The sequence below is a fragment of the Pontibacter brevis genome (assembly GCF_054779655.1).
This window is the reverse complement of sequence record NZ_BAAGXV010000073.1, coordinates 12,086-35,436: the sequence shown is the minus strand read 5'-3', so window position 1 is coordinate 35,436 and position 23,351 is coordinate 12,086. Positions and strand designations below refer to the sequence as shown.

The window sequence follows — 23,351 nt, the reverse complement described above, 5'->3', positions numbered from 1 at the left end:
GTCAGAAAAACAGCCTGCTTCTCTAAAAAAGAGCAGAATCACTACAACGCCATGAAGCTAATATTCTATTACCGAAACCATCATACATTCTAGACCACAACCAAAATTTGTAAGAGCTGTTACTTGGTGTAAGCTTCCACTTCTCAAGCACATTTTTGATATCACCAGAATTGAATTTGAGTGAACTTCCAGAGGCGCCAGACAATAGCTTTGCAATGTCGGTAGCAGTAAGTTTAAGCCAGGATGTATCTAAACCTTGTTTTTTCAAGTCCTCATTAAAATCAAGAAAATACTCCTTTACTGCATCAATTATCAATTGTTCAACCCCAGTTCTATTACCATTCATCGCTAATTCCAAAGCAGGTGTCCAAATGTCCTCAGGTTTGTGCCACATTCTGGATAAGGGCTTAGGTGTATACATGGTTCTATTGGTAAGATGGTACAGAAAGGCAGGAATTTCACGCTCTAGCTCATCTAATAGATTAACGTTATCATCATTTAGAGGCTTTACATATCTAACCCAGTATCTAATCTCGCCTTCTTCTATTGGCAGAAAATTAACAACGTTATTAGATGCGAAAATAAACTTGCAAAAGAACTCTGTTTCAACTTTATCCTTTTGCTTAGCCTCAGTTTTGAATGTTTTTGTAGTAGACAAGCTCTTTATTCTTTCGGCAGCTTTCTTACTGTCTATGAAGGTTTCATCTATACATACCAGTAGTTTGGAGGTCCAATCACTATTGAACCTGCCTTCAACATCTTCACTATTAATCAGGGTTACATTCTTACCAAAAACCAGTCGTAGCCAATTTAAGAAAGTTGTCTTTCCTGTGTTTCTTTCAACAGAAACTAAGCAAAGGATATATAGCTTCTGCAGTGGCTTCATGTACAATAGCTGTAAGTAATCAAGTCCTATTTCATACTGATCTCCAAAAATGTGCCTCAGGAAAGACTCTGTTATAGGAAATTCTGCAGCATTCTGAGAAGGGTAGTGTCGAAGCGTTTCATACTGATTGTAGCATCCTTCTATATCCCTCTGATAGTTTATATGTTCCGGCCTTACTACAAAGGCTTTGTACTTTAACATCCTGCTACATATCTCTCTTGCAGCTTTCTTACCATAGTCATCTTCGATTGCTGTTCTGGTCCAAACATCAAGCCTTTCACCTAAATATTTCCCGGGTGTTGCAGCAGGTATAATGATCTTACGATAATAGGTAGTGCCTATCTTTACATATTCTCTACAGATTTCATCAATTTCATCTGTGCATACAGCAACTTCAGATGTTTGGCTTTGGTTTGGTTGTGGGTCAGAAGCTGTTGGGTTACGTGGTTCGCTACTTGTTCCATATGTATACTTTTGGATTGCTCTAGGTTTGCTGTTGGTTTGCTCAACACTTGTATTAGCCTGTTTCATTAAGCTACTCTCCTTTCTAAAGCTTGATTATTCATGAAACTTACTTGCTTAATAAGATCTATTTCATTCTTCAGTTCATGTTCTGCTTGTTTACACAGCTGATTAACTCGCTGCTCCGTTTTGAATTTAACTTGTTCTTCGATCTCAATCTTCTTGGTAACTGAAAGAATGTTTAAATACTTTTTTAGTCTTTTGTTATCATCTCTTAACTTGTTAATCTGATGTACATAGGTAGATCTTTCATGATCTATCACAACCGACCTGTTTAGAAGAAACTCCAGTTCATTGAAAGCATCCGTATAAGCTGTTATTTTATTTTCCCATCTCTCTACAGTTCTGGCCCTCTTGTAATTTGAATCTCTATAGATATCAAGGTCTTTCCTATCAGCTTCCAAAGCGTTTCTAAACTGGTTTAGTGTATATTTTAAATTCTCTTCTAAATGAAAAATGTATGAGTTATCCATATGAAACAGCTTAATTTAGAGTGAAGCTCATAACTAGCAAACACAGAGCAAACAACAGCCAAACATCTGTCAAACTGGATTGAGATAGTTTGTTCTCGTTTTGCATTTGGTTGCCAATCATCAAACAACCGCTATTCCTATCACTTGTAAAGACAATAAAATCTTCGCAGGCAATGATGAATCCATAAATGTGTAATTTTGTATAATTCATGTTTAAGGGTTTAGGTAGCTTAAGCTCTTTCTAAGAGCGCCAATGGCCGTTGGCGCTCTTTACTTCAAGCCTATGCTAGTTGATAATTATTTTTGTAGTAATTGATTCATTTGAGCAGCTTCTAACAAAGCTGACTTATAATAAAATACAGTGTTACCAACTTTGTTGAATGGGATAACACCCTTCTTTTGCCACCTGATAATTGTAGCAGGCGTTACACCAAACAGTGCGGCAGCTTGCTTCTGGCTTATTCTTTCTTTTGGCTCATTACTGATTTGTGGTTTGCTTTTTAGATGATACTTTTCAATGTACTCATCCAGTTCTTGTCTTGTCATAGAAATGACTACTAACTCATTTTTAAACATGGGCTTTAATTTTGTTGTTAACTTTTTTAATTTTGTGTAAACATTTAGGCTAAAATTTTTAATTCGCTCCGCTTAATCCTTTTAAAACTGGCATAACAGATTTATGCAGGTATTTGAATAGCTCATGGAATGTTTGTTCCTGCTCAGAAGTAATTTGATTCTCATTTAATAAATAATTTAAGAATTTTTCAGTTAAGTCCTTCTTGAACCAATAAAAACCTATTTGACTTGTGTAATCAAGAAATCCTTCCGGATCAACATAGTTTTGATAAGTGAAGGGCCCCAAATTATTCAAAGCAACAAGCGATGCTTGCAGGTACTTATCAGATAATACATCTTTAACGAATACCTTGTTATTCTGCCCTAATAAGACCAGACCATCAACGATTTCAGTAAAAGGCTTTTTTAAGTCAAGCATGTAGAACACCTCGATCCAATTTGCTTCCATTCTTTGCAGAAGGATATCTTTACCAGCCTTATCTAAAAGATCTAGTACACTTTCCGATGCAATTTGATACATTAGAGCAAATTCCTTGATAGAGAAAGTATCTTTATCAAAGGGCTCAACAAAGGTTATGATGTCTTCAATGAGTTTTCGCTCCAGTGCTATTGTTCTTCCTAAACTATAGTTCCTTTCAATCGCTTCATCAAACTCTTCCTGGGTAACTAACATTTCAAACTCAGTCATTCCTGTGAGCAGGTGTGCTTGGCTACGCATCCTATTTACCTGCCGCTTTACTGTTACTTGAACATATACAGGCAGTCTGGGATTAGTTTCATTGAGCTTTTTAGACTGACTCTTATTCAGATAGTGCTTAACAGTAATCTTACCCATTCTTTTTCTGCTTTTGCTCGCGTGCTCGTTTGTTCCAGGTGCGGTCTATTTCTTTCTCCTGAAAAGAGTCAGCAATATCTATATATTTATTGAAATTGGCATCTTTCTTATGTCCGGTCAAACTCTTCAGTACTTTTAGATTCACATTACCTTCTACAGAAAGCGTAGTAAATGTTTTCCTGGCTGTATGTGATGTTATAAGTTCATGCTTAGGAACAGTAATTACTGTTGCTTTGCCTCCAGAATATTTTGTTACTGTCTCCAACTTATCAATCCCTGCTTCCTTACAGCAGTCTTTAATATGTTTATTGAACTTAGGCTCCGATATCTTAGGTAAAGGATAATAAGGAGTGCTTTCATATTTCTTCAAAATGTCAAGTGCAAAGTCATTGAGATAAATCTTTAACTTCTCCTTAGTCTTTACTATCGTTTTTGTAATCACAGCACCTTGAATGTGGCTTGCGTTTAAAGCCTTCAGATCAGAGTATCGTAGCCCAGTAAAACAACCAAAACAGTAAATATCCCTGATCCGGCTTAACCTATTATCTTCGAAGTTATGGTCATTAAGCTTCATCAACTCCTCAAATGTGAGATATATGATATCAATGTCCCTTTCAGAAGCTTTGAACTTCTTATAGATTTCAAATCTGTTATAGCCTCTATCGTGTGCCCAGGCTAAAAAGGTCTTTAAAGAAGCTACAAGTGATGCAAAATAATTGTCTGAGCATGCAGTCTTTTTATTACTTACTCTTTCTATAAATGCATACTTCTGGAGTCGATCGAAAAACTCAAGGTTGATGCTATCGAACCGTAATTCATACTTTGCATAGCTTTCAAACTCTCTGAAGAAGTTCAATGCAGTATTGTGCTTTTTGAAAGTCCTCTCTGCTTTAGTTGATTTATAAGTTTCGGTAAACTCTGTGAAAACCTCAAAGAAAGGCCGGTTTCTTACTAAGGATAAGAACTTATCGTTCAGTTGGTTTTCTACATACTCCTTTGTCAGCTTTATATCATTTAGTAGAGCATCATTAAAAATGTTTTTAACCTTGTTCTGATACTTATCTAATACGGCGTTATACACCTCATAATTATTATCTGGCTCCCCTTTTAAAGGCGGCTTTATTTTACTCTTTACATCACTCCAGTGCTTTTCCTTTGCTTTTACCTTCAGCTGTTTTCTAATCCTCATGCCATCAAACGTCAGCACCATCATTACAGGGCACTCACCTTGCTTGTTCCGCTTACTCTTTAGCAAATTAAAACTGACGTTCGCCATTTAATGATTTGTTATACGTTGTCTCAAACGGAGACTTATTATTTGTTTACAAATATATGTTTATGTAAACATTAAAAGCAAACAGTTGTTAATAAATATTTAGATATTCCTTTATTTATGTTGTAACTTGATATCATAAATTTGTATTTGGTTATTCATAAATGCTTTAGTAGGTTGATTAACAGGCCCATTTAAGCTAAATATCTAAAAATAACCTAGGCACTTATTAGAACAATAATTTGCAGGTGCTGAGTCACTGCCTTTACCTATGAACCAAACGCCTGAGCAGATTGCCCGCGGCCGTATTGATGAACTATTGACAGCTTCCGGCTGGATAATTCAGGATAAGAAAACTTTATAACTACCTGCCGCTGTAGGTGTATCTATCAGGGTTAGCCTTGGCTGATAAGTAGCATTATGTAAAGTAGATAATTTGTTTCCAATTATAACACAGACTTGATACCTTTAAAAGCATGCCTTTAAGATGACAGCTGCAAACTATAATCATTACTTTAGAGCTTTAACAAATGGAATATAAGTACATGAAGATCTCCCACGAAGCGGGAAAGACGGTAGGCACCAAAACTTATAGCGACAACGAAGCAGACAGCGCCAGCGGAGATCTTTACCCAAGAGCCTTAGAAATCCTTCAGCAAGAAGAAATGATAGGAGGTGAAGCGGCATTAACTCCGGCGAAGTTAGAGAATGGCTACTACCCTATAGAATATTTCAAGCCAATATATTTTGCGGCCAATACCGTTCTGCCAGGAGAGGATATCAAACCCAGAACCTCACGCCATTGCTATGAATATGTTGGCCCAGATGAAGCCTAGGAATAAATTATTTGATGGCACTCCTAACCTCCTTGTTGCGTCAAAGTAGCATCTTTCTTAGAAACGGCCCCTATTTAACATAGCAGTAGTTATGGGAGAAAACCCCTTTCCAGCCAACTGGAGGGGGTAGAGTTTGGTACTTTGGCAGGAGGGGAAACTTGCAGCAGGTTGCTTTAAATTCGAGTTACTATATCCTATATTTGGTAATCCAGTTCCGTTTATCCGACACCCGTTGGGCGGCTAAACGGAGTAACTTCGTTTATACAGTAGAGCCGATATTGGCAAGACCAATGTTTCGAGAGTAGTAAACAATGGGTATTTATATAGAAGTTAGCTGATATTTTACAAAACAAACAAAATGGACAATAAATCAACAGTTTTAGCAAATAGGATATTCCCAGATAATGATGAATTTGAAGTTGAGGTCTTGAATATACCTGCAGAAAAAAGGAGATTGCTAACCGAAACTTACGATTTTACAATTTCAACACTTCATGAATATGTCAACAACGAACATATCGTTATTCCTAACTTCCAAAGAGGGTATGTTTGGAATCGAGCGCAAGCATCAAGACTCATTGAATCTTTAATAATCCAATGTCCAATTCCTGTCATTTATTTAAGCCAAAATAGTGATGAGACTCTGTCAGTTATAGATGGCAATCAAAGACTAACAAGTATAAGTCTATTCCTTGACAATGGTTTTCCTCTTACAGGTCTTTCAACATATCCAGAATTGGATGGACTAACTTTTAGTGAACTAGACCCAAGGTTTCAGCGACATATTATTAATAGAACAGTGCGTTGTATTGCAATATTAAAGGAAACGCATCCGCAAATTAAGTTTGATGTTTTTGAAAGATTAAATACTGGTTCAGTGAGATTGAGCCCCCAAGAGTTAAGACACGGAATTTACAACGGGCCATTTATGACTAAAGTCGAAAAATTGGCGAGGGGTTCCTTATTCAAAAAGCTAACATCTACAACAAACGATAATAGGATGAAAGGTGATGAGTTGGTTTTAAGATATTTCGCCTTATTGGAGCGATTGGAAATTTATGAAAAGCCTATGACTGTTTTTCTTAATAAATATGCTGAAGACAACAGACTCATGCGAGAACCAAAGATTATTGAATTAGCTACTAATTTCGAAGCGAATCTTAATAAATGCTATTTCTTGTATGGAGACTTTGCATTCAAAACTTTTGATGAGCATAGAAAGCGTTTAAAAGCAAATACTGCTTTGTTTGAGGCGCAAATGCTTTCGATGAATAACGTGAACCCAACATTAGAGCAGATTGAAGCAATAAATAAAGCTGAAGTAATTGACAGGCTAGAAACTTTATTAAGAAATGATGACTTCTATAATTCAATTACTAAAGCTACAACTGATAGAAATGTTGTTAATAAAAGAATAACAGACTATACGACATTTCTTCAAGCCATTTTTTAAATATGCCATACTCTAAAAGTAGGGCAAGAAAGGGCTTTGAAATTGAAGCGAACAAATTGCTTAAACTTGCCAAAAAAGTATCTTATAAGTCTTCTCCACTAAGTTATGACCATAAGCAATTAGTTAACCAATCATGTATATTCCTTTTGTCTGCGAGGATTGAGGATTTCACTAAAAATTTCATTGAAGACTTATTGTATAGTTATAGAACAAAAGGGGCTACATTTAATCAGATACCGAAAAACATCAGGACAAAAACTCTTTTAGATAACCAAGTAAATTATTATAGAAATTATTACAATAGTTCTGATGAGCGAGCACTTCTGAAAAGTATTTCCATAGATAGCAGGTATTATGGCCTTATGGATAATGCAGCGAATTATACTAATCAGATATTTCCAACAAATATAATTGGAACTAACAAGTATCCATCAATCAAGAATTTGAGAATCTTGTATTTCCGCATTGGTATCGATGACATAGTTAAAGACATTAATCGAAAAGCTAAGAAGGACATAAAAACCAACATAGAGTCATTTCTAAGCTTAAGAGAATCGATTGCTCACCAAGGGGCGCCTGCAGTTACTTATAATGATGTTGAAAGACATTTTAATAATATGATTGAGGCTATTAATTATATAGACAGAGTCGTTTACTCACATATAAAGAGTGAATCTGGCGAGGTCTATTGGACATAAAACATCAGCTAACAAGGTATTGCCAAAAACGGAGCAGAAGTAATATTATTGAGCTGACGGAAGTAGTTGAACATTAATAATTTTATTGAGCGGTAGTGCTGTAAATCGTTGCCTTGGGCAATACTTGAACCGTTTCTTAACATAATTGAGCTTATAAGAAAGTTAGCCACAAGCAAAAGAAAGATCTTCTTATATCGATTTGGAAGAAATGTGACCTCCCCCCGAAGACTTTATTTTTCACATGTCCTAAAAATGGGAGGAGCTCAATTTGTTGAAAATTATACTCCCAGACAGTTCTAAAACTGGGGAGCCGACAGTAGGGGCTGTCCGAAAAGTCGGAGCAGCCTCTTTTTGTATCAAATTTATAAGTACCCCCCCCTACAGGGCAATTTTAAATAAACGATTCTCAGGAGGTAGCATTAACTTTTTGGACAGCCTCTACAAATACATTGCATTTGCGTAACATCTGATACCAATCTCAAAACGAAAGCTACGTATTAGCACGGAGTAAACTGAGTGATTTATACGCATTTGGTACTTTAACTACATTTATTTAGCGCATAAGGTGCGGGAATATGCTATTATTGTAGCTATGATGGTTATAAAATTGTACTGTCCACTATAAATCATTTTTACCTCTTGTTATACGTACTTGCCGGTCAAACCTTGCCTTAACACAAGCTATGATAATGAAACATGTACTTCTTATTGCTGTGCTTTTGTGGTCTACGCTAGCCTGGGGCCAAGGCACTAGCCGAAATTTGATCTTGGCAGACACCCAGCCCAGGCAAGGCGAAAAAATTAACTTCACCTACCTGCCTGCCGGCACAGACCTGGGGAACGAAAAGGAAGTTGTAGCCATCGCTTACGAATATGTGCACAACTCCATCCGCTCATACGATGTGTTGCTGAATAGACACGATACTGGCTGGCAGGGGACGCTTAAACCCTCTAAAGAGGCATTGGGTTTATATCTGCAGTTTCAGAACAGCTACAGAGAAGACAGCTACTATAAGTTTGATAACAACAAGGGCAAAGGCTATTCTATACTACTGTACAACAAAAGAAAACAACTTATTCCGGGCGCAACACTGGCAACGGCAGTCATGCTACAGGAAGCGCAACATCATCTGAAGATAAAATGGGACCCGGAGCAGGCGCTTAAACTGTTTGAGCGGGAGTTCAGGCAAGAACCTAACTTGAAGCGCCCGTACATTTTGCCTTATATTAATGCACTGTCTGAAGCAAGTGAGGGAGAATCCACTCCGGTTTTAGGGGCTTTAAACTGGCTGGCTGCACAACAAGACCTAACCGAGAACGAGATGCTGGTGCTGCACAATACATACAAACGCTTTGGAAAACCCGATAAAGCGGCTGCCTATTCATTACTGATGCGAAAAAACTGGCCCCAGGGAGAAGCGGTGAGAGCAGAAAGAATAGAGCACTACCGTAATGGAAGTTCCTTAACAGATAAAGCAGAGTTACTGCGTATGCTTATAGAAGATTTTCCTGAGCAGGACTGGCAGGAAGAGTATGTTTATTTGGCTAAAGAGTATGCCAGAGCAGGCAACACCGCTGGTTTTAGGCAGATGCTTTCTGAGTTCCCAAAGTCTCAGAACGGCGAAGTGTACCGAGGCTTTGTGAGCCTGCTGGTTGCGCATAACGAGAGCCTGCCTGTAGCAGAGGAATTTGCTCATAAAGCCTATGCCTATGCTGTAGCGGAACTCGAAAAACCTTCCCTGGAAAAGCCCGCTGCGCTTTCAGAAAAAGCCTGGTACATCCAAAGAGAAAACGCGCTTGGCGCAATCGCCGCAACCTGCGGGCAACTGTTCCTGAAAAAGGAGGAGCATGCCAAAGCGTTGCCTTACTTAGTAGAAGCCTATGCCCTAACCCAGGGGCGCATGGACAGCACGGTAGTGGAGCCTTATGCGGAAGCGCTGCTAAAAGAAGAAAACTACGGCTTGGCACGCGCTCTGCTGGAGACGAGCACAGCAGAAGAAGGCAAGGAAAATGCGTATAAAGCGCTTTACAAGGACCTCTACACGCATGAGATGAAGAGCGGGGCTGGCTTTGAGAAGTTTTGGCTGGCAAGGAGAGAGGCTCTCGCGAACGATCATATGCGGGAGCAGTTGCAAAAGCAGATGATTGATAAAGCGGCAGCCGACTTTAAGCTGCAGGACCTGGACGGGAAGTACGTGACATTATCCTCCTTGAAGGGCAAAACGGTGGTGATAGATTTCTGGGCAACCTGGAGCGCACCATGCTTAGGAGCATTCAGGGTGATGAGAGACGCCATATCACGGCACAGAGGAGATGATGTTGTTTTCCTGTTCGTGAACTCCGGTGAAAAAGTAGAGAATAAAAAGAAAGCTGTACAGGATTACAAAGAGAAGTATTATATCCCCTATCAAATACTGATGGATGAGAACAACACTGTGGCACAGAAGCTTTACAAAGTGGATAGTTTACCCACTAAACTTGTTATTGATGCAACAGGCAACATGCGGTTTAAAAGGGCCGGCCAGCTGTATCCTGAGAGCGAAGCGCTGAGAGAGCTACTGCTGATGATCGAAATGGCCTGCAGTGAGTTGTAATAGTCAAGATATAGTCTGACAGTTGCGGCTTATCTGACAGGTATCTGCCCAAAAGTAGTGTTGCCTGAGCCCGCGTAGTCGGGCTCATTTTTTTTCTGCACCATCCCTTCGTGTTGAGGTGAAAGGTCTGGTTCCGAAAAAATGTTTGACAGGGTCTTGAGCTAAAGTATGTAACATTTTCTCTTTAGCCAAGAGAATAGCGTCTATAAAAGTCTGGTATGGAGTCTTGCCGAAGCAGTACCTGCCTGTTGTAATGGCCCAGCCACACATCCAGGTCCCTTTGCAGTTCCTCCGGACCGCTGTAGACCTTTTTGCGGAAGGCGATGGCATAGAACTCGTCCTGCATGGTTTTATGGAAACGCTCACAGATGCCGTTGGTCTGCGGACTCCTTGCTTTTGTCCTGGAGTGATCAATGTCCTCAATGGCCAGATAAAGCTGGTACTCGTGGCGCTCTCTGGCCCCGCAGTATTCCGTTCCCCGGTCAGTGAGGATGCGCAGTAGCGGTATCTCGTGCTGCTCATATAAAGAAATCACTCTGTCATTGCGCATATCGGCCGCCACCAATGCATTCTTCCTATCATAGACTTTCGCGTGCGCCACCTTGCTGTAGGTGTCGATGAAGGTCGCTATAGTATTTCCTCTTTGCAGGACCACTCTGTGCTGTTTCTAAGTTGATTCTCTACTTGTCACTGCCCAATTCAAGCTGCCTGTTGCTCATATACCTCAACCGGAATCTGTCTTCCTATCCCCTGATGGTGCTTCTCATGGTTGTATAAACTGAAGAAGCTCTTCACTCCCTGATACAGCTCCCATCCATCCTTTGCAGGATTCAGATAAACGTAGTCCCGCTTCAGCGTCCGCCACAGCCGCTCGATGTAAACGTTGTCCAGCGCCCTTCCCTTGCCGTCCATGCTGATGCGGATGCCCTCTCCCTTCAGATACCCCACCCACTCTTTGCAGGTGAACTGGCTGCCCTGGTCGGAGTTGACTATAGCAGGCTTGCCATGGCAGGCAGTCGCCTCCTGTTAGAGTCCGAGCCTGCCATGGCTTTTTTATAAGAACTCTTTCTCCAGCTCCAGCCTGCCGATGCGGGCATAGTGAGATGCTACCTGGCGCTGCACTTTTGACAGCACTTCTGTGGGACAATAATTACTGGATTTCCATCATGCTTTGCCGCAGGGACAGGCGGCACTTTTGGCGGCACTATCAAACTGCCCGGGTGCAGTTTGATAGTGCTCTGGTTGAAATGCTCGTCCCGGAAAACGTGGGAATGTTGGGATCGTGGAACCTTCTGCGGCACCTGCTCCTGCAGCCTGTATGACGTCCCGTTTTGCCGTCCCAGAAATCAAAATCTTTTTCTATTTTTGGGATGAGTTAATGGTACAGACATGAAGATAGGATACGCGCGGGTCTCTACCCAGGACCAGAAGCTTGAGCTGCAGCTGGACGCCCTCACCCGCCATGGGTGCGAACAGATATTCAGAGAGAAGAAATCAGGCAAAAGCAAGGAGCGTCCGGAGCTGGAGAAGATGATTTCGCAGCTACGCTCCGGTGACACGGTGGTGGTGTGGAAACTGGACAGGCTGGGAAGGTCGCTGCGGGACCTGATAGACCTGGTGTCGGAGTTCAAGGAAAGAGGGGTGGAGTTTGTGAGCCTGCAGGACGGCATCAACACCGCCACGCCCACCGGCAGGTTCACCTTCAACATCTTCGCCTCACTGGCAGAGTTTGAGCGGGAAATCATCCGCGAAAGAACAAAGGCAGGATTGGATTCAGCCAAGGCAAGGGGAAGAAAAGGCGGCAGGCCAGCAGGACTGTCAAAAGCAGCCATGGAGAAGGCTAAATCAGCCAAGATACTTTTTGAGTCCGGAACAAAGACAGTGGAGGAGATAGCAAAGATACTGGGCATCGGCAGGACTACCTGCTACCGCTATATCCAAAGTATAAGTTGAGTCAGTGTGAAAGGGAGTGTTAAAACTGCGGCAGCTCAACTGTATCCAGGTAGGGCTCGGGCAGCGTATGGCTGGTAAAGCTTTGCACCAGCACAATCTTATCAAGTTTAGCACTGTATCGCATCTCGATGAACACCTGGCCCAGGTGGTAAAGCACCAGGATGTGCTCTCCCTCTGCGCAGGTCCCAAGGAAGGTGCCCTGCATACACAGGATTGCTACCTTAGCGGCCAAGGGCATGGAGTTGAACTCTTGTATATCCATCTTAAGTACTATACGCGTTTCACCTCTGTAGGTACATGCGCTAAAGCACATTTGAGGCTACAGAGACTCTATCATTATAGAAGATTCCCGCAGTGGCCGGAAAACAACAGCACTATTCTGCTCAGGCCGGAATTAATATAGCTACATTTGTGTCTGCCTTCTAACTCTGAGAAGAGCTTTTTCATTTATTGTTAGTTGAGGTCTGGATGAAGGGGCAGCCGATGGCTGCCCTTTTCTTTTGCCGGGCCAGCAGCAGACACCTTTCAAACTGCACCCGGGCAGTTTGAAAGTGCTACACAAAGTGCTACACAAAGTGCCACACAAAGTGCTACACCAGGTAGTATCCCCAAGAGCCACTCCCGCTTAGATTCTCTCTTACATTACATCCCAAGCTCCCTTTTTATACAGCAAAACAGGGGAAGATAAAGAAGCGTTAGTGCTCCATGTGAGGGATTTCCTTTTATTCGACTCTTATTAGCTCTGATGTATCAACCTCCTCCAGGTAGGGGTCCAGGTGCTGATGGCTGTCAAACCCGTTGATTAGCATAATCCCGTTGTTTCTCGAAGAGAGTCATACCTCCGCGAAAAAGCCTTCCATGCTGTAAAGCACAACCTTACAGATGCTGTTCTGGTGTATTAAGAGGAACCGGCCTGGTGTCCACACAAGCTTTCTCCTGTGGTCAAATGAGCTGGAGTTAAATTGTTCAACCGTCATAGTCTGTGCTTCAAACCTACTGCTCTACGCCTTTTCCGGAAAAGTATTCCACCAAGGCACTTTCAAACTGCATTCGGGCAGTTTGAAAGTGCCACAAAAAGTGCCACAAAAAGTGCCACAAAAAGTGCCACACGTGGTTTTGGCTTGTCCCTGCGGCAAAGCGTGCTTCAGCGGATTGAATCACAGGTTTAAGTGTGCTTATAGTGGTTTGCTGCATCAAAAGGGCTGTTTTTACCTGTCTGCAAGCAAAATTGTAAGGTGAAACTATGAAGAAAATGAAGTAGTTTTTGTCCCACTCGAGTGCCACAAAAAGTGCACAGCAGGTATCTTACAAGAGAGGCATCCTTCTTGAACTCTCCCTTACAGACACATCTTGAGAAGCTGATCTCTACATGAAGAGCTTCTGCGCTCTTTAAATATGTGACCGAACCAGCATAGGTTGAACAATGTGCGGATAGCTGTACAGAGTCATGGGATGTACGCTCATGGCTTATATTTCTTCATGGCAATGTTACACTCATTGCTGCTTATACCATAAAAAATGTTTGCTAAGTCCCATGAGTAAGCCTTTTCGGGTTAAGCAGGCTCCTTTTGCCACTTACTCTCCATGTTACAATCAGGCGTCAAATCGTCTTTCATAGCACAGGACGTATTGCCATTTTGTCCTTCATTTGCAACAGCGCACCAGGCAACAACTGCCCTGCCCAAACCATAGCGGACAACCGAAAGCAACTTAGCACAAACAGCATCCTGGATGGCAGGCCATGCGCCTTTGTCCTTGATGCCACCCTAAACAAACATGAGCTGGACAAACTTACTGCCCGAGGGCATATATGAGTATGAAAGCCCCTACCTGCACGTGTGGGTGGACAGCAACCTGGGGCTGATGCACTATGAGTGGCTGGCTGCGCCCTCTGCCGGGCAGTTCCGCGCCGGTATCGACCTGTCCGTGGAGTGGGTCCACAGGATGGAGGTGGGCAGCTGGATTCAGGACTCGAGCGGGCTGGAGGGAGTCTCTGCAGGAGAGCAGCAGTGGGCACTGGGCTGCCTCGCCCATGCCGTGGCAAACTCAAGGCTCCGGCTGTTGGCGCTGGTCAACGCCACCGGCATGCTCAGCAAGGCCGCCTTTGAAGAGGAAATCAAAGGGAGAACCGGCAGGACAGTGGAGATAGGCGAGTTCAAGACCTACAAGGAGGCAGCCGACTGGATAGCAGATATCAGGTTCTAACCTACTGCCAGTGCACGCTCCACCTGCTTGCGCTAAGACGTCAACAACAACTAGAGGTTGTGATATAACTGTGGGGGAAAAACACAATGAAATGGATTGACCTGCAGACAGGTTACATGTTAGGTGCTTTTAGAGATATCGAAGAGATGGAAAGGGCAAAGCAGCAGATGGAGGCGGAGGGCAGGGAAGTGGTGTGTGCCTGCCACCGCTCCCTAGTGCAGGAGCAGGCCGCGCAGTGGTGGGTGCTCAGGTCTCTCGACAGCCCTGGCAGGTTCCTGGACCACACCTTCACCCCCCCAGGGCACTCATGCCTCACGGCTAGGGAATCGCTGAACAGTGCCATAGCATTGCTATATGGGCGACATCAGGCAAAGTACCAGTACTTAATTATAGTCAAGCTTTAGCGTCGATTGCAGAATAGATGCCACCTTCCTGGGATATATTCCGTAACTAAGGGAAAGCTTTTCTTATTGCACCGGAATTGGTTGGTTAGTTTGGTGTGATTTTAAGGTTAAAATGACAGAAGCCGAGGTGCAGTGGGTGCGCTCCTCGGCTTTTTGTTTATAAAAACATGCTTGCTGCTCAACCCTTTTGCCACGCCGCTCCCTGATAATCTCCTCTTACAGCTCATGCTCCCCTTAAGGCTTCAAACAAAGAGGCACCGCCTTTGAAAGACAGTGCCCCTGTAGTTTTTTTCATAGCTTCAGAGATTGTTGGGAAATTCATCTCTCTTTGCTTTTACAGGAAGAGCCTGCCAAGGTTGGTGCGATCCGTGAACCGCACATTCTACAGGCTCAACACCCCGAATCGCTAAGCCAATGGCTCCCGGAGTAAACTCATTTGCCGGCCCCGCTGTTAGGGAGAAGTAGACACATAAAGGAAAAGCAAAAGGGGCTGCCTCACAGGTTTAGCCCCTTTTGCTTTTCCGCAGCACAAGCACATCATGAAAAACAGACTCCCGAAGGAGCTGGTGACAATCTCCCTGACTGACATGGACTTTATCGCCCTAGAGCTCGACATAAACAACTGCAACGTAGAGGTAAAGTGGCTCCGGCAAACAAACAGCGACGAGTACCGGCGCGGGCTGAAGGTAGCCTTGAACATTGCCCTAGAGCTGAAGAAAGAGCTAAGGAAGACAAATGCTCTTGTAGAGGCGTACCAATAAAGGCTCTGGCTTGCTATTGCGCATCCACCCTAAGCAAGTCCTATATTTATCTTCAAAACAGCATGTTTTCTGGAAGAGTATTTCACCAAGGCAGTTTCAAACGGCATCCGTGCAGTTTGAAACTGCCACAAAAAGTGCACACCAGGTAGCTTTCAAGAGAGACATCCTTCTTAGATTCAACCTTACAGATACACCCCAAGAACAGCCCGTTTCCCGGTACATTTTCGCGATGGGCATACACAAGACCATCTTTTACCGCTACATCTAAGGCACCAGGCAAGGGAGCGAGTTCTGTATTGCTGCTTTACACGCTAAAAGGCGTTGAAAGTGCATACAAAATGCGGTTGAAGTAGCGGGAAAGCACCTGCTCCTGCTGAAAAACCTGCAGAAAACGCCTGTTTTTGCTCTACAAAGCCGCTTTACAGGTTATCAAAAGGGCTGAACTACGGGAAATCTTGCGCATCATAGGACCTTTATCACCATCCTAAAGTAGCTCCACCTTGGCTCCACCTTGTGTTGAGCTTGGCCTCACCTTGGCTGGAGCTTGGCTTCACCTTGGATGACCTTGGGTTCACCTTGGATGGCCTTGGCTTTAGCTTGGCTGAGCTTGAGTTCACCGTGGTTAGGGTACAGCTGAATCGAGAAACTTTATAGCATGTGGCAAAAAGTATAATCTACAGAGCCTTTAGATTTAACCACTGCCTTACATCCCAAGAACTCCACGTTTTCTGGGATTTACATTTGTCAATCTATATCAGGACAATACAATGTTCAATCCGTAGCTCTCTATGCCGGATTTAATTTAAATTGCAACACCGGAACCGAGCACACACCTTCATGCACAAAACAAGCAGTAATTCTCTGAATAGTGATTCATTAAGCACCTTCCAGGGTGGAGGACAAATGGGCGCGCTAATGAGGGCCTTTAATTGGGATAGCCACCCACTGGGGCCACCTGCACAATGGCCTGAGAGCCTGAAGACAAATGTCCGGCTGTTGCTCAATTCAAGCTTCCCCATGTTCATCTGGTGGTCTAGGGAACTCTACATGTTTCATAATGACGCCTACCTGCCTGCCTTAGGCAACAAGCACCCAGAGGCTTTAGGCGCACGGGCCCGTATAGTGTGGGCGGAGGTATGGGAGGAACTGGGGGTGGTGGTAAATGATATACTGAAGGGAGGAAGCCCTTTTTATGCCCAAGCCTTGCCGCTCACCCTGGAGCGGAAAGGCTTTCCGGAAGAAACCTATTGGACTTTCTCCTATAGTCCAGCCTTCAATGACAGTGGGCATGTTAACGGGATCTTCTGTGCCTGCAGCGAGGTGACCAGCACAGTGCTTGGCGAGCGGCGCCTGAAATCGCTGAAGGATATCTCTGAGAAGATAAACCAGGCTCAGACTCTAGAGCAGGCCGGGCAGCAAATCTGCGACATACTCCTCCAAAACAAAGAGGACGTCCCCTTCTGTTTGGTCTACCTGCTGAACGGCTCAGCTACAACGGCCACCCTCTTGGGCAAGGCAGGCGATACAGGTGACAGTGCTGTCCCGCCTTCAATTAAGCTGGCAAAACCCGGATCAGAGTGGGCGCTTGCTGACGTTTTGGCTTCTTGCCGGATGACTCTGCTGGACCGTCCTGGCGGGAGCACAGAAGCAGGTCAGGAGAAAGACACGTTACATGAGGTCAAGCAGGTTGCCGTGCTGCCTGTGATGCGGCCCGGACAGAACCAGGCACTATTGGGCTTCTTCATAGCGGGTATAAGCCCAAGGCTGGAGTATAACGCTGACTACGGGGGGTTCCACACTTTACTTGCAAGCCACATAGCCACATCCATCACGGGCGTGCAGGCACGGGAAGAGCTCGCCAAGCAGCAGGAGTACCTGAAAGAGGTTTTTCAGCAGGCGCCAGTGGGAATAGCTATTGTAAGGGGGCCTCATTATGTATTAGATTTGGCAAACCCAGAGGTATGCCAAATCTGGGGAAGAAGCCCTGAAGATGTTCTGGGTAAACCTGTTATAGAGGCGCTTCCCGAAATAGCAGACCAGGGGGTTATTCAGCTTCTTGATATTGTAGTCGATACCGGTGAGCCTTTTATCGCGAACGAACTGCCTTTGCTGCTGGAGCGCAATGGGAAACGGGAGAAAGTGTACCTGAACTTCATATACCATCCGTTGCGCAACTCGCAGGGAGTTATCAGCGGGGTGATTGCTGTGGCCATAGATGTTAGCCAGCAGGTGAGGTACAGGCAATCTGTAGAAGCACTGAACGAAGAACTGGTTGCCACCAATGCCGACTTGGACAACTTCGTATACGCAGCCTCCCATGACCTAAGGGCGCCCATCTCGAATATAGAGGGTTTGATGCTTGCATTGGTCGAGGACTTGCCGGTGGAAGTGCTGGAGTCTGAAGCGGTCAAGCGTGTGCTTGACCTGATCCAGGGCTCAGTTAACAGATTCAAAAAAACAGTCACAGATTTGTCAGATGTCGCTAAAATACAAAGGCAGGCGGAAAATGACGTGGGGAATGTTAACTTAGCTGGTATAGTGGCAGAAGTGCTGCTCGATTTTGAGCCTTTGATAATAGCAGCCGATGCACAGATCGAAACGGATCTGGCTCCGGATGCTATCTTCGTGCACTTCTCCGCCAAGAACATGAGGAGCATAGTTTATAACCTGCTGAGCAACGCACTCAAATACAGTTCGCCTGAGCGAAGGCCTCACATCAGAGTAACAGCCAAGAGCGCACCTGACCATGTGCTTCTTTCAGTAAAAGACAATGGCTTGGGCATGGACATGGCGGAAGAGTATAAAATATTCTCCATGTTCAAGCGCCTGCACGACCATGTGGAAGGCTCTGGCGTGGGCCTCTACATCGTAAAAAGGATTGTGGAGAATGCCGGAGGCTCCATAGGGGTTGAAAGTGAGGTAGGTGTTGGTTCTACCTTCAGTGTCAGTTTCAAGCGCTGAGGCATGGTTTTCTGAACTTTTGCATTCTGTTTGCTATGGGGTATCCCTTCAAAGCACCTACGTGGCTACTGCACAACTATGCTGTGAGCACACATTGTCAAATCTCAAAAGCCGCATTCCTGCTGAATATAACCTACGTTATAGAACAAGGAAGGCTCCTCGGGATGAGGAGCCTTCCTTGCTTTATACTACACAGAAGCTGCGCCGCTGTCGGCTATGGCATGCAGTAAAAAGAAAAGGGTAGCCACCGACTACCCTATCATCCTGATTACAAACCAAACATGAACTAATGACTTTGGTTAAAAGCCATTAGCCAGGCATAAAGGTACCAGTCCTGCTTTGTATTTAGCAAAATAATTCAACTATATTTTTAATAATGCTATCATTTACATAGTATAATACAATTCATCTTAATAGAATTAAAGCTTCGATTCCCGTTATTTGCAGAAGGTGTATGTTATACGCAACAGGCAGGAAAATGAGCTCAATGCATTCAGGGGGCACAGGGAGTATGAGGCTTGCAAGCTCAAGAAAAGTGTACAGAAGTGGTGCAGGTTACGGCATGTTATGTACGAGCCGCATGAGGCTTCCTGCTTGTGAACTAGTCTAATAAATTACTTTGGTTTTACCTGTATGTTTATATTATTGCATGTGATTTATGTACGAAACACCAGTTATGGGAATGATTTGTTATATTTTGTTTCAATTTGAAGAAGTAGGGGGAACTGCCCGTATATTCTTAAGACAGGGACTTATCTGATATGAGCGAGCTAACTGAATTTTCAGACAGGCTCAGGGACTGCGACCTCATCGTCCTGACCTCATTCTGTAAAGACCACACTTACTGCCGCTTCTTCCTCAATGGGCTGTACAAGGACAGCATGCACCTTTCCAACCCTGTTATTCTGGAGAGGCTTAAACAGCTGAGTGGAGCAGGTGACGAGATAACTGCCGGAGGGGTAGCCAAGTTGCTGAAAGTATTTGTAGGTGTTTAGGTATGGTACTGTACAGTGATTCGTTCTTTCACCTGAGCTACGCCACCGCACCGGACATGTTGTACGTGGCGCTACAAGACCAGAGAGAACTCCGTGTTTCGGAGGTTAAAAAGATCTTTGTTTCCATTGTGTCCTGCTCCAGGGAGCACAGGTTCAGAAGACTGCTGCTGGACTTTGGCGGCAACCATGTGGAGATGACGGAAAGGGAATACCGGGCTATGATGGCACAGCTGGCAGTAGGGCTGTTACCTGCTCCTGTAGAGAAAGCCGCGTTGGTAATGGCAACAGACACCGTTACAGAGGGTAAAGTAGAGGCCATATACAGGGAAATGCAGGCTGCTGTCCTATTGCCCCTAGAGCTTCGGGCCTTCCCCAGGAAGACACAGGCGCTGCGCTGGCTGATGGCATAAAGTGCTTTAACGCAAAGAGCGCGTTAAGGTGTGATGCTGCTCTATCTAATGCCACTTGCACTTGTGAATATAACTCTGAATTCTATATATTGCAAGAAGTTAATATGTTAAAGACATGAAGCCTCTGCGCCTGCTCCCCTCCCTGTTCTTCCTTGCCCTTTTTTCCTGCAAAGAAGTGGCGCCAGCTCCCGGTGTTAGTGACCAGCTGAAGGGTGCATGGCTGACTGTCAGCCAGAGCTACAGGTACTATGATGCCTCCGGCCAGCTGGTGCATGAGGAGGTGGACAGTAGTGGAACCCTATTTGACTTCGATGGCTACAGGGTAACCATAACCTATGGCACAGGCACCACTACGCAATGCCTTTACACGCTGCTGGAAAGCAACGGCAGGAACTACATCGAGCTTACCAGGAACGGCCTTCTGCAGACCTATGAGATTACGTCCATCGGTGACTCGGTGATGTCATGGGGTACGGAGATAGAAGAGGCAGAGTGCCCTGACAACGGTTCGAAAACAGCGGGGCACGCTACTACCACGACACGCTTTTCAGGGCAGTAGAGTGATGGCATGAGAGAGGGAATTTATTTTACTCGCTTAAGCACAGCATCATCGGCTCAAAGTATTAAAGTAGTGCTGAAGAGGTAAAAACTTAATGGTTAATTCTAGAGAAGCCAGGCTGCTACTTTAAGAGCAGTTTGGCTTTTAGCTTTTTCATAATTATATGAACAGACTACTATCATTTTGTTGTGTGACAAACAGCCGCTGATGTAAAATATGTCTATCCTGTAGCCGATTTACCGTGTGAGAAACCAATTCTAATTGACACAGCTTTACCACATAGTACGAGACAAAGCAGCAAATTTTGGAATACCAGAAAAGCCTTTCTACATACGGCTCCCATTGAACATAACGCTCGTTATGGGCTCATGCTCACAACTTGTCCTAAGCAACTACTGCCACACTTATCTCTCATATTTCCACGTTTTCCGGGACTGCATTTCAACCAGAGCACTTTCAAACTGCTTCCGGGCAGTTTGAAAGTGCCACAAAAAGTGCCACAAAAAGTGCCACAAAAAGTGCCCAGCAGGTATCATCCCCAAGAGACAATGCTGTTTTGATTCTCCCTTACAAATACATCCCAAGAATCCCCATTTTCTGGGATACAGCATCTTAACTAAATTCAACTGTTTTCAACTTTGGGATCGGAGAGTGATCCTTCAAGCTGCTCCGGCGAATTTCAACAGACGTGTTGGCATTAGTGAAGAGATGGCCTGAAAGCTTTCCACACTCCTTCGCAGCTCTAAATTAACTTTCAGAAGGATCATCGCCTATGGCAGACTAAGCAGAAAGGAGATATTTCAAAACAGGGCACTTTTTAGGACCTGCTGCGTATATGATTACTGCAAAAACTAGTTAGTGGAGCACAGGCTGCCTATCTTAGGCAGCCTGTGCTTTTTATAGTATGTTACTCCTTTTCATAAAGGAGGTTAACTGTTCGCATATCAAATAAGCTTTGCGGTATAACAACAGATGAAACAAATAATCGTAAAGCAAGAGACTTTGAAAAATAAAACTTTAACAGCTATGAAAAAGAACTTCACTCCTATACTGGCGGCAACTTTCCTTTCTGCGTCTCTTCTCATGACCTCGTGCGGAAACAACACAGAGAACAATACTGAAGGAATGGATGAAAACGGCACAACAACAGGTGGGGCTACAACAGGAATGGGTACCGAAGAGGCAACTACCGGAGGAACTACAACAGGAATGGATATGGACACCGCAGGTACTACCACTGGAGGTACCACTGCTGGAACTACCACTGCTGGAACTACCACTGGAGGTACCACTACAGGAACAACCACAGGTGGTACTACTGGAGGAACTACTACTGGAGGTTAGATACTTCTTAATAGTAATCGGAAACTGAGTTAGTGTTTTCTCATTTATCAACATTAAAGCAATGAAAAAGACTTTTGTAAATTTATATGCCGCTGCCTTTGTAGCAGCTACTGTTTTAGCATCATGCACAGATACACCGTCTAACACGGGCACTGGTACAGATACGGATTACGGCACGACCACCACAGGTACTACGGCCGGTACGACTACTTATGGTACTACCGCTGGAGGTACAACCGGAACCACAACTGGCACTACTACAGGAACCACAACTGGTACTACTACAGGAACTACTACTGGTGGTACAACTACAGGAACTACTACTGGTGGTACAACTACAGGAACTACTACTGGTGGTACAACTACAGGAACTACTACTGGTGGTACAACTACAGGAACTACTACTGGAGGTACCACAACTGGTACAACCACTGGAGGTACAACTGGCACTACTACAACTGGTACAACCACTGGAGGTACAACTGGCACTACTACAGGTGGTACTACAGGAACTACTACTATGTAATCGGCCTCCTTGCTGTTTAACTGAAATAGAAAGAAGAAAGGCAAGTACTGAAAGGTTTTGCCTTTCTTCTTTTTAGGCATTAGGCATGGGCTATCGGCAGAAGGTAAAGAGGAACAGCGGTGGTGTTTTCCTTGAAGACGGAAATGGTATAGCCAAAGCCATGATTTGCGTTGGCAGGTAGTGAAGTATAGCTTATATCAGAGCCTGGCATTTTAGAATTGATACTTGCCGGTTTTCGCCTCTCACACCTGTGTCTTTGCGAACACCCGGTTAAGGGTGAGCAGGTACATTCCGGAGAACTTCTCGTAGCACCACTGCTTCAGCTGCCGCAGCTCCTCTTTCCCAAGGAACCGGAAGGCCTTCCTTAACTCCTTCTCAAACAGTGTCTTGTCGAAGCTCACCTTCAGCAGAATGGTTTTTTCGTACTCTAGCATGGTCTAATGTAAAGTGTAACTGTTGTTATGTACGGGTTAAACCTGAAAAGGTGGCGCAACATTGAAATGTGAGGGCACTTACCCGTAAAGGCTTTTGCTTTTATTGCACCTCCTAGCTTATCCATCTTATACTAGAAGATGAACCGGTATAAATATAAGCCAAAGCAATACCTGTCTGTGAATCTTCGGCCCGGGAACAGTGTTCTACTGACACGCCCGGACATTACCCGGCACAGTAACAAGGCAAACAAATTGACAGCTAAACTAAAGAAAACGCTTCAGCAGCACGAGGCCCTCGTGGAGAGCGGCAAGATAAGTACCTTCACAGCCTTTATTCAGCAGGAGGGCATCCTGATAAAGCCTGCCGGCTCTGAGACGGGGCTGGAGGTGCCTCTGATACAGGAGATGCTCGTTTCCCTACACGCCTTCTTCTACGGGGTGGAGTCCATTGAGTACGGCTCCTTTGACTACGCTACGCTAAAGGGCTTCATTAATGCCAGCACGAGCTTAGGCAGAAAGCCTGAATAAGGGCAGCATAGAAGGAAGAGTGTCTTGGCCTACTTAACGGGTATGTCTGTCTGAATGCATATTCGGGAACAGGCTGCTCGATGGCCTGTGGCGTGTCTGCATTTCTGGAAGTTGTCTCCTGCCTT

General features: G+C 44.3%; 22 protein-coding genes and 3 pseudogenes. 16 read left to right on the top strand and 9 right to left on the bottom strand.

Annotated features, from left to right (window positions below; all coding sequences use genetic code 11):
- Positions 1-93 (top strand): annotated as a pseudogene (locus tag ACYVB1_RS15360) (IS1 family transposase); the annotation flags it as partial.
- A 460-nt stretch (positions 94-553) separates the two neighbouring features.
- On the opposite strand, the pseudogene ACYVB1_RS15355 reads toward ACYVB1_RS15360, so the two are convergent.
- The 5 genes and pseudogenes from ACYVB1_RS15355 to ACYVB1_RS15335 form a co-directional block, all read right to left on the bottom strand.
- A pseudogene (locus ACYVB1_RS15355) lies at positions 554-886 on the bottom strand (primase-helicase family protein); the annotation flags it as partial.
- 530 nt (positions 887-1,416) lie between these two features.
- On the bottom strand, positions 1,417-1,881 hold the full coding sequence (locus tag ACYVB1_RS15350) for a hypothetical protein (protein WP_460924667.1): 465 nt from the start codon (positions 1,879-1,881) through the stop codon (positions 1,417-1,419).
- A gap of 297 nt (positions 1,882-2,178) precedes the next feature.
- Complete coding sequence (locus tag ACYVB1_RS15345) at positions 2,179-2,457, bottom strand: helix-turn-helix domain-containing protein (protein ID WP_460924666.1); 279 nt, start codon at positions 2,455-2,457, stop codon at positions 2,179-2,181.
- 58 nt (positions 2,458-2,515) lie between these two features.
- Complete coding sequence (locus ACYVB1_RS15340) at positions 2,516-3,292, bottom strand: hypothetical protein (protein ID WP_460924665.1); 777 nt, start codon at positions 3,290-3,292, stop codon at positions 2,516-2,518.
- A complete protein-coding gene (locus ACYVB1_RS15335) occupies positions 3,285-4,568 on the bottom strand; it encodes a site-specific integrase (RefSeq protein ID WP_460924664.1) in 1,284 nt (427 codons plus the stop codon). The genes ACYVB1_RS15340 and ACYVB1_RS15335 overlap by 8 nt, the downstream gene beginning before the upstream one ends.
- A 527-nt stretch (positions 4,569-5,095) precedes the next feature.
- Between ACYVB1_RS15335 and ACYVB1_RS15330 the strand changes: the two genes are divergently transcribed.
- From ACYVB1_RS15330 to ACYVB1_RS15315, 4 genes are all read left to right on the top strand, one after another.
- Positions 5,096-5,401, top strand: coding sequence for a hypothetical protein (locus ACYVB1_RS15330; protein ID WP_460924663.1), 306 nt, complete (start codon positions 5,096-5,098; stop codon positions 5,399-5,401).
- A gap of 358 nt (positions 5,402-5,759) precedes the next feature.
- Entirely contained in the window at positions 5,760-6,854 is a 1,095-nt protein-coding gene (locus ACYVB1_RS15325; RefSeq protein WP_460924662.1) for a GmrSD restriction endonuclease domain-containing protein, read from the top strand.
- A 2-nt stretch (positions 6,855-6,856) separates the two neighbouring features.
- A complete protein-coding gene (locus ACYVB1_RS15320; RefSeq protein WP_460924661.1) occupies positions 6,857-7,552 on the top strand; it encodes a HEPN domain-containing protein in 696 nt (231 codons plus the stop codon).
- 767 nt (positions 7,553-8,319) lie between these two features.
- A complete protein-coding gene (locus tag ACYVB1_RS15315) occupies positions 8,320-10,146 on the top strand; it encodes a TlpA family protein disulfide reductase (protein WP_460924660.1) in 1,827 nt (608 codons plus the stop codon).
- A gap of 84 nt (positions 10,147-10,230) precedes the next feature.
- Here ACYVB1_RS15315 and ACYVB1_RS15310 read toward each other — a convergent pair.
- Positions 10,231-10,771, bottom strand: a pseudogene (locus tag ACYVB1_RS15310) (integrase core domain-containing protein); the annotation flags it as partial.
- A 74-nt stretch (positions 10,772-10,845) separates the two neighbouring features.
- Complete coding sequence (locus ACYVB1_RS15305; RefSeq protein WP_460924659.1) at positions 10,846-11,094, bottom strand: integrase core domain-containing protein; 249 nt, start codon at positions 11,092-11,094, stop codon at positions 10,846-10,848.
- Between the two features lie 441 nt (positions 11,095-11,535).
- On the opposite strand from ACYVB1_RS15305, the gene ACYVB1_RS15300 reads away from it, so the two are divergent.
- Positions 11,536-12,099, top strand: a complete 564-nt coding sequence (locus ACYVB1_RS15300) for a recombinase family protein (RefSeq protein WP_460924658.1) — start codon at positions 11,536-11,538, stop codon at positions 12,097-12,099.
- Positions 12,100-12,118: 19 nt separating this feature from the next.
- Here the strand turns inward: ACYVB1_RS15300 and ACYVB1_RS15295 are convergent, their stop codons facing one another.
- Positions 12,119-12,361 carry a hypothetical protein gene (locus tag ACYVB1_RS15295; RefSeq protein WP_460924657.1) on the bottom strand — a complete coding sequence of 81 codons (243 nt, stop codon included), beginning with the start codon at positions 12,359-12,361 and terminating at the stop codon, positions 12,119-12,121.
- Positions 12,362-13,875: 1,514 nt separating this feature from the next.
- Between ACYVB1_RS15295 and ACYVB1_RS15290 the strand changes: the two genes are divergently transcribed.
- The 9 genes from ACYVB1_RS15290 to ACYVB1_RS15250 all read left to right on the top strand — a co-directional run bounded on the left by ACYVB1_RS15290 (position 13,876) and on the right by ACYVB1_RS15250 (position 22,264).
- A complete protein-coding gene (locus ACYVB1_RS15290) occupies positions 13,876-14,304 on the top strand; it encodes a hypothetical protein (protein WP_460924656.1) in 429 nt (142 codons plus the stop codon).
- A gap of 86 nt (positions 14,305-14,390) precedes the next feature.
- Positions 14,391-14,708, top strand: coding sequence for a hypothetical protein (locus ACYVB1_RS15285; protein WP_460924655.1), 318 nt, complete (start codon positions 14,391-14,393; stop codon positions 14,706-14,708).
- Between the two features lie 539 nt (positions 14,709-15,247).
- Positions 15,248-15,469: a hypothetical protein gene (locus tag ACYVB1_RS15280; protein ID WP_460924654.1), complete on the top strand. Its 222-nt coding sequence runs from the start codon at positions 15,248-15,250 to the stop codon at positions 15,467-15,469.
- A gap of 915 nt (positions 15,470-16,384) precedes the next feature.
- The gene (locus tag ACYVB1_RS15275; RefSeq protein WP_460924653.1) at positions 16,385-18,430 is read left to right on the top strand and encodes a sensor histidine kinase; all 2,046 of its coding nucleotides are present in this window, start codon (positions 16,385-16,387) and stop codon (positions 18,428-18,430) included.
- A gap of 761 nt (positions 18,431-19,191) precedes the next feature.
- The gene (locus ACYVB1_RS15270; RefSeq protein WP_460924652.1) at positions 19,192-19,425 is read left to right on the top strand and encodes a hypothetical protein; all 234 of its coding nucleotides are present in this window, start codon (positions 19,192-19,194) and stop codon (positions 19,423-19,425) included.
- Between the two features lie 2 nt (positions 19,426-19,427).
- The gene (locus ACYVB1_RS15265) at positions 19,428-19,835 is read left to right on the top strand and encodes a hypothetical protein (protein ID WP_460924651.1); all 408 of its coding nucleotides are present in this window, start codon (positions 19,428-19,430) and stop codon (positions 19,833-19,835) included.
- Between the two features lie 115 nt (positions 19,836-19,950).
- Complete coding sequence (locus ACYVB1_RS15260; RefSeq protein ID WP_460924650.1) at positions 19,951-20,394, top strand: hypothetical protein; 444 nt, start codon at positions 19,951-19,953, stop codon at positions 20,392-20,394.
- A 1,026-nt stretch (positions 20,395-21,420) separates the two neighbouring features.
- Entirely contained in the window at positions 21,421-21,738 is a 318-nt protein-coding gene (locus tag ACYVB1_RS15255) for a hypothetical protein (protein WP_460924649.1), read from the top strand.
- 61 nt (positions 21,739-21,799) lie between these two features.
- Positions 21,800-22,264: a hypothetical protein gene (locus ACYVB1_RS15250; RefSeq protein WP_460924648.1), complete on the top strand. Its 465-nt coding sequence runs from the start codon at positions 21,800-21,802 to the stop codon at positions 22,262-22,264.
- A gap of 242 nt (positions 22,265-22,506) precedes the next feature.
- On the opposite strand, the gene ACYVB1_RS15245 is transcribed toward ACYVB1_RS15250, so the two are convergent.
- Positions 22,507-22,698 carry a hypothetical protein gene (locus ACYVB1_RS15245; protein ID WP_460924647.1) on the bottom strand — a complete coding sequence of 64 codons (192 nt, stop codon included), beginning with the start codon at positions 22,696-22,698 and terminating at the stop codon, positions 22,507-22,509.
- Positions 22,699-22,836: 138 nt separating this feature from the next.
- On the opposite strand from ACYVB1_RS15245, the gene ACYVB1_RS15240 reads away from it, so the two are divergent.
- Positions 22,837-23,226 (top strand): hypothetical protein, encoded by a 390-nt coding sequence (locus ACYVB1_RS15240; protein ID WP_460924646.1) that lies wholly within the window; start codon positions 22,837-22,839, stop codon positions 23,224-23,226.
- The last annotated feature ends 125 nt before the right edge of the window (positions 23,227-23,351 follow it).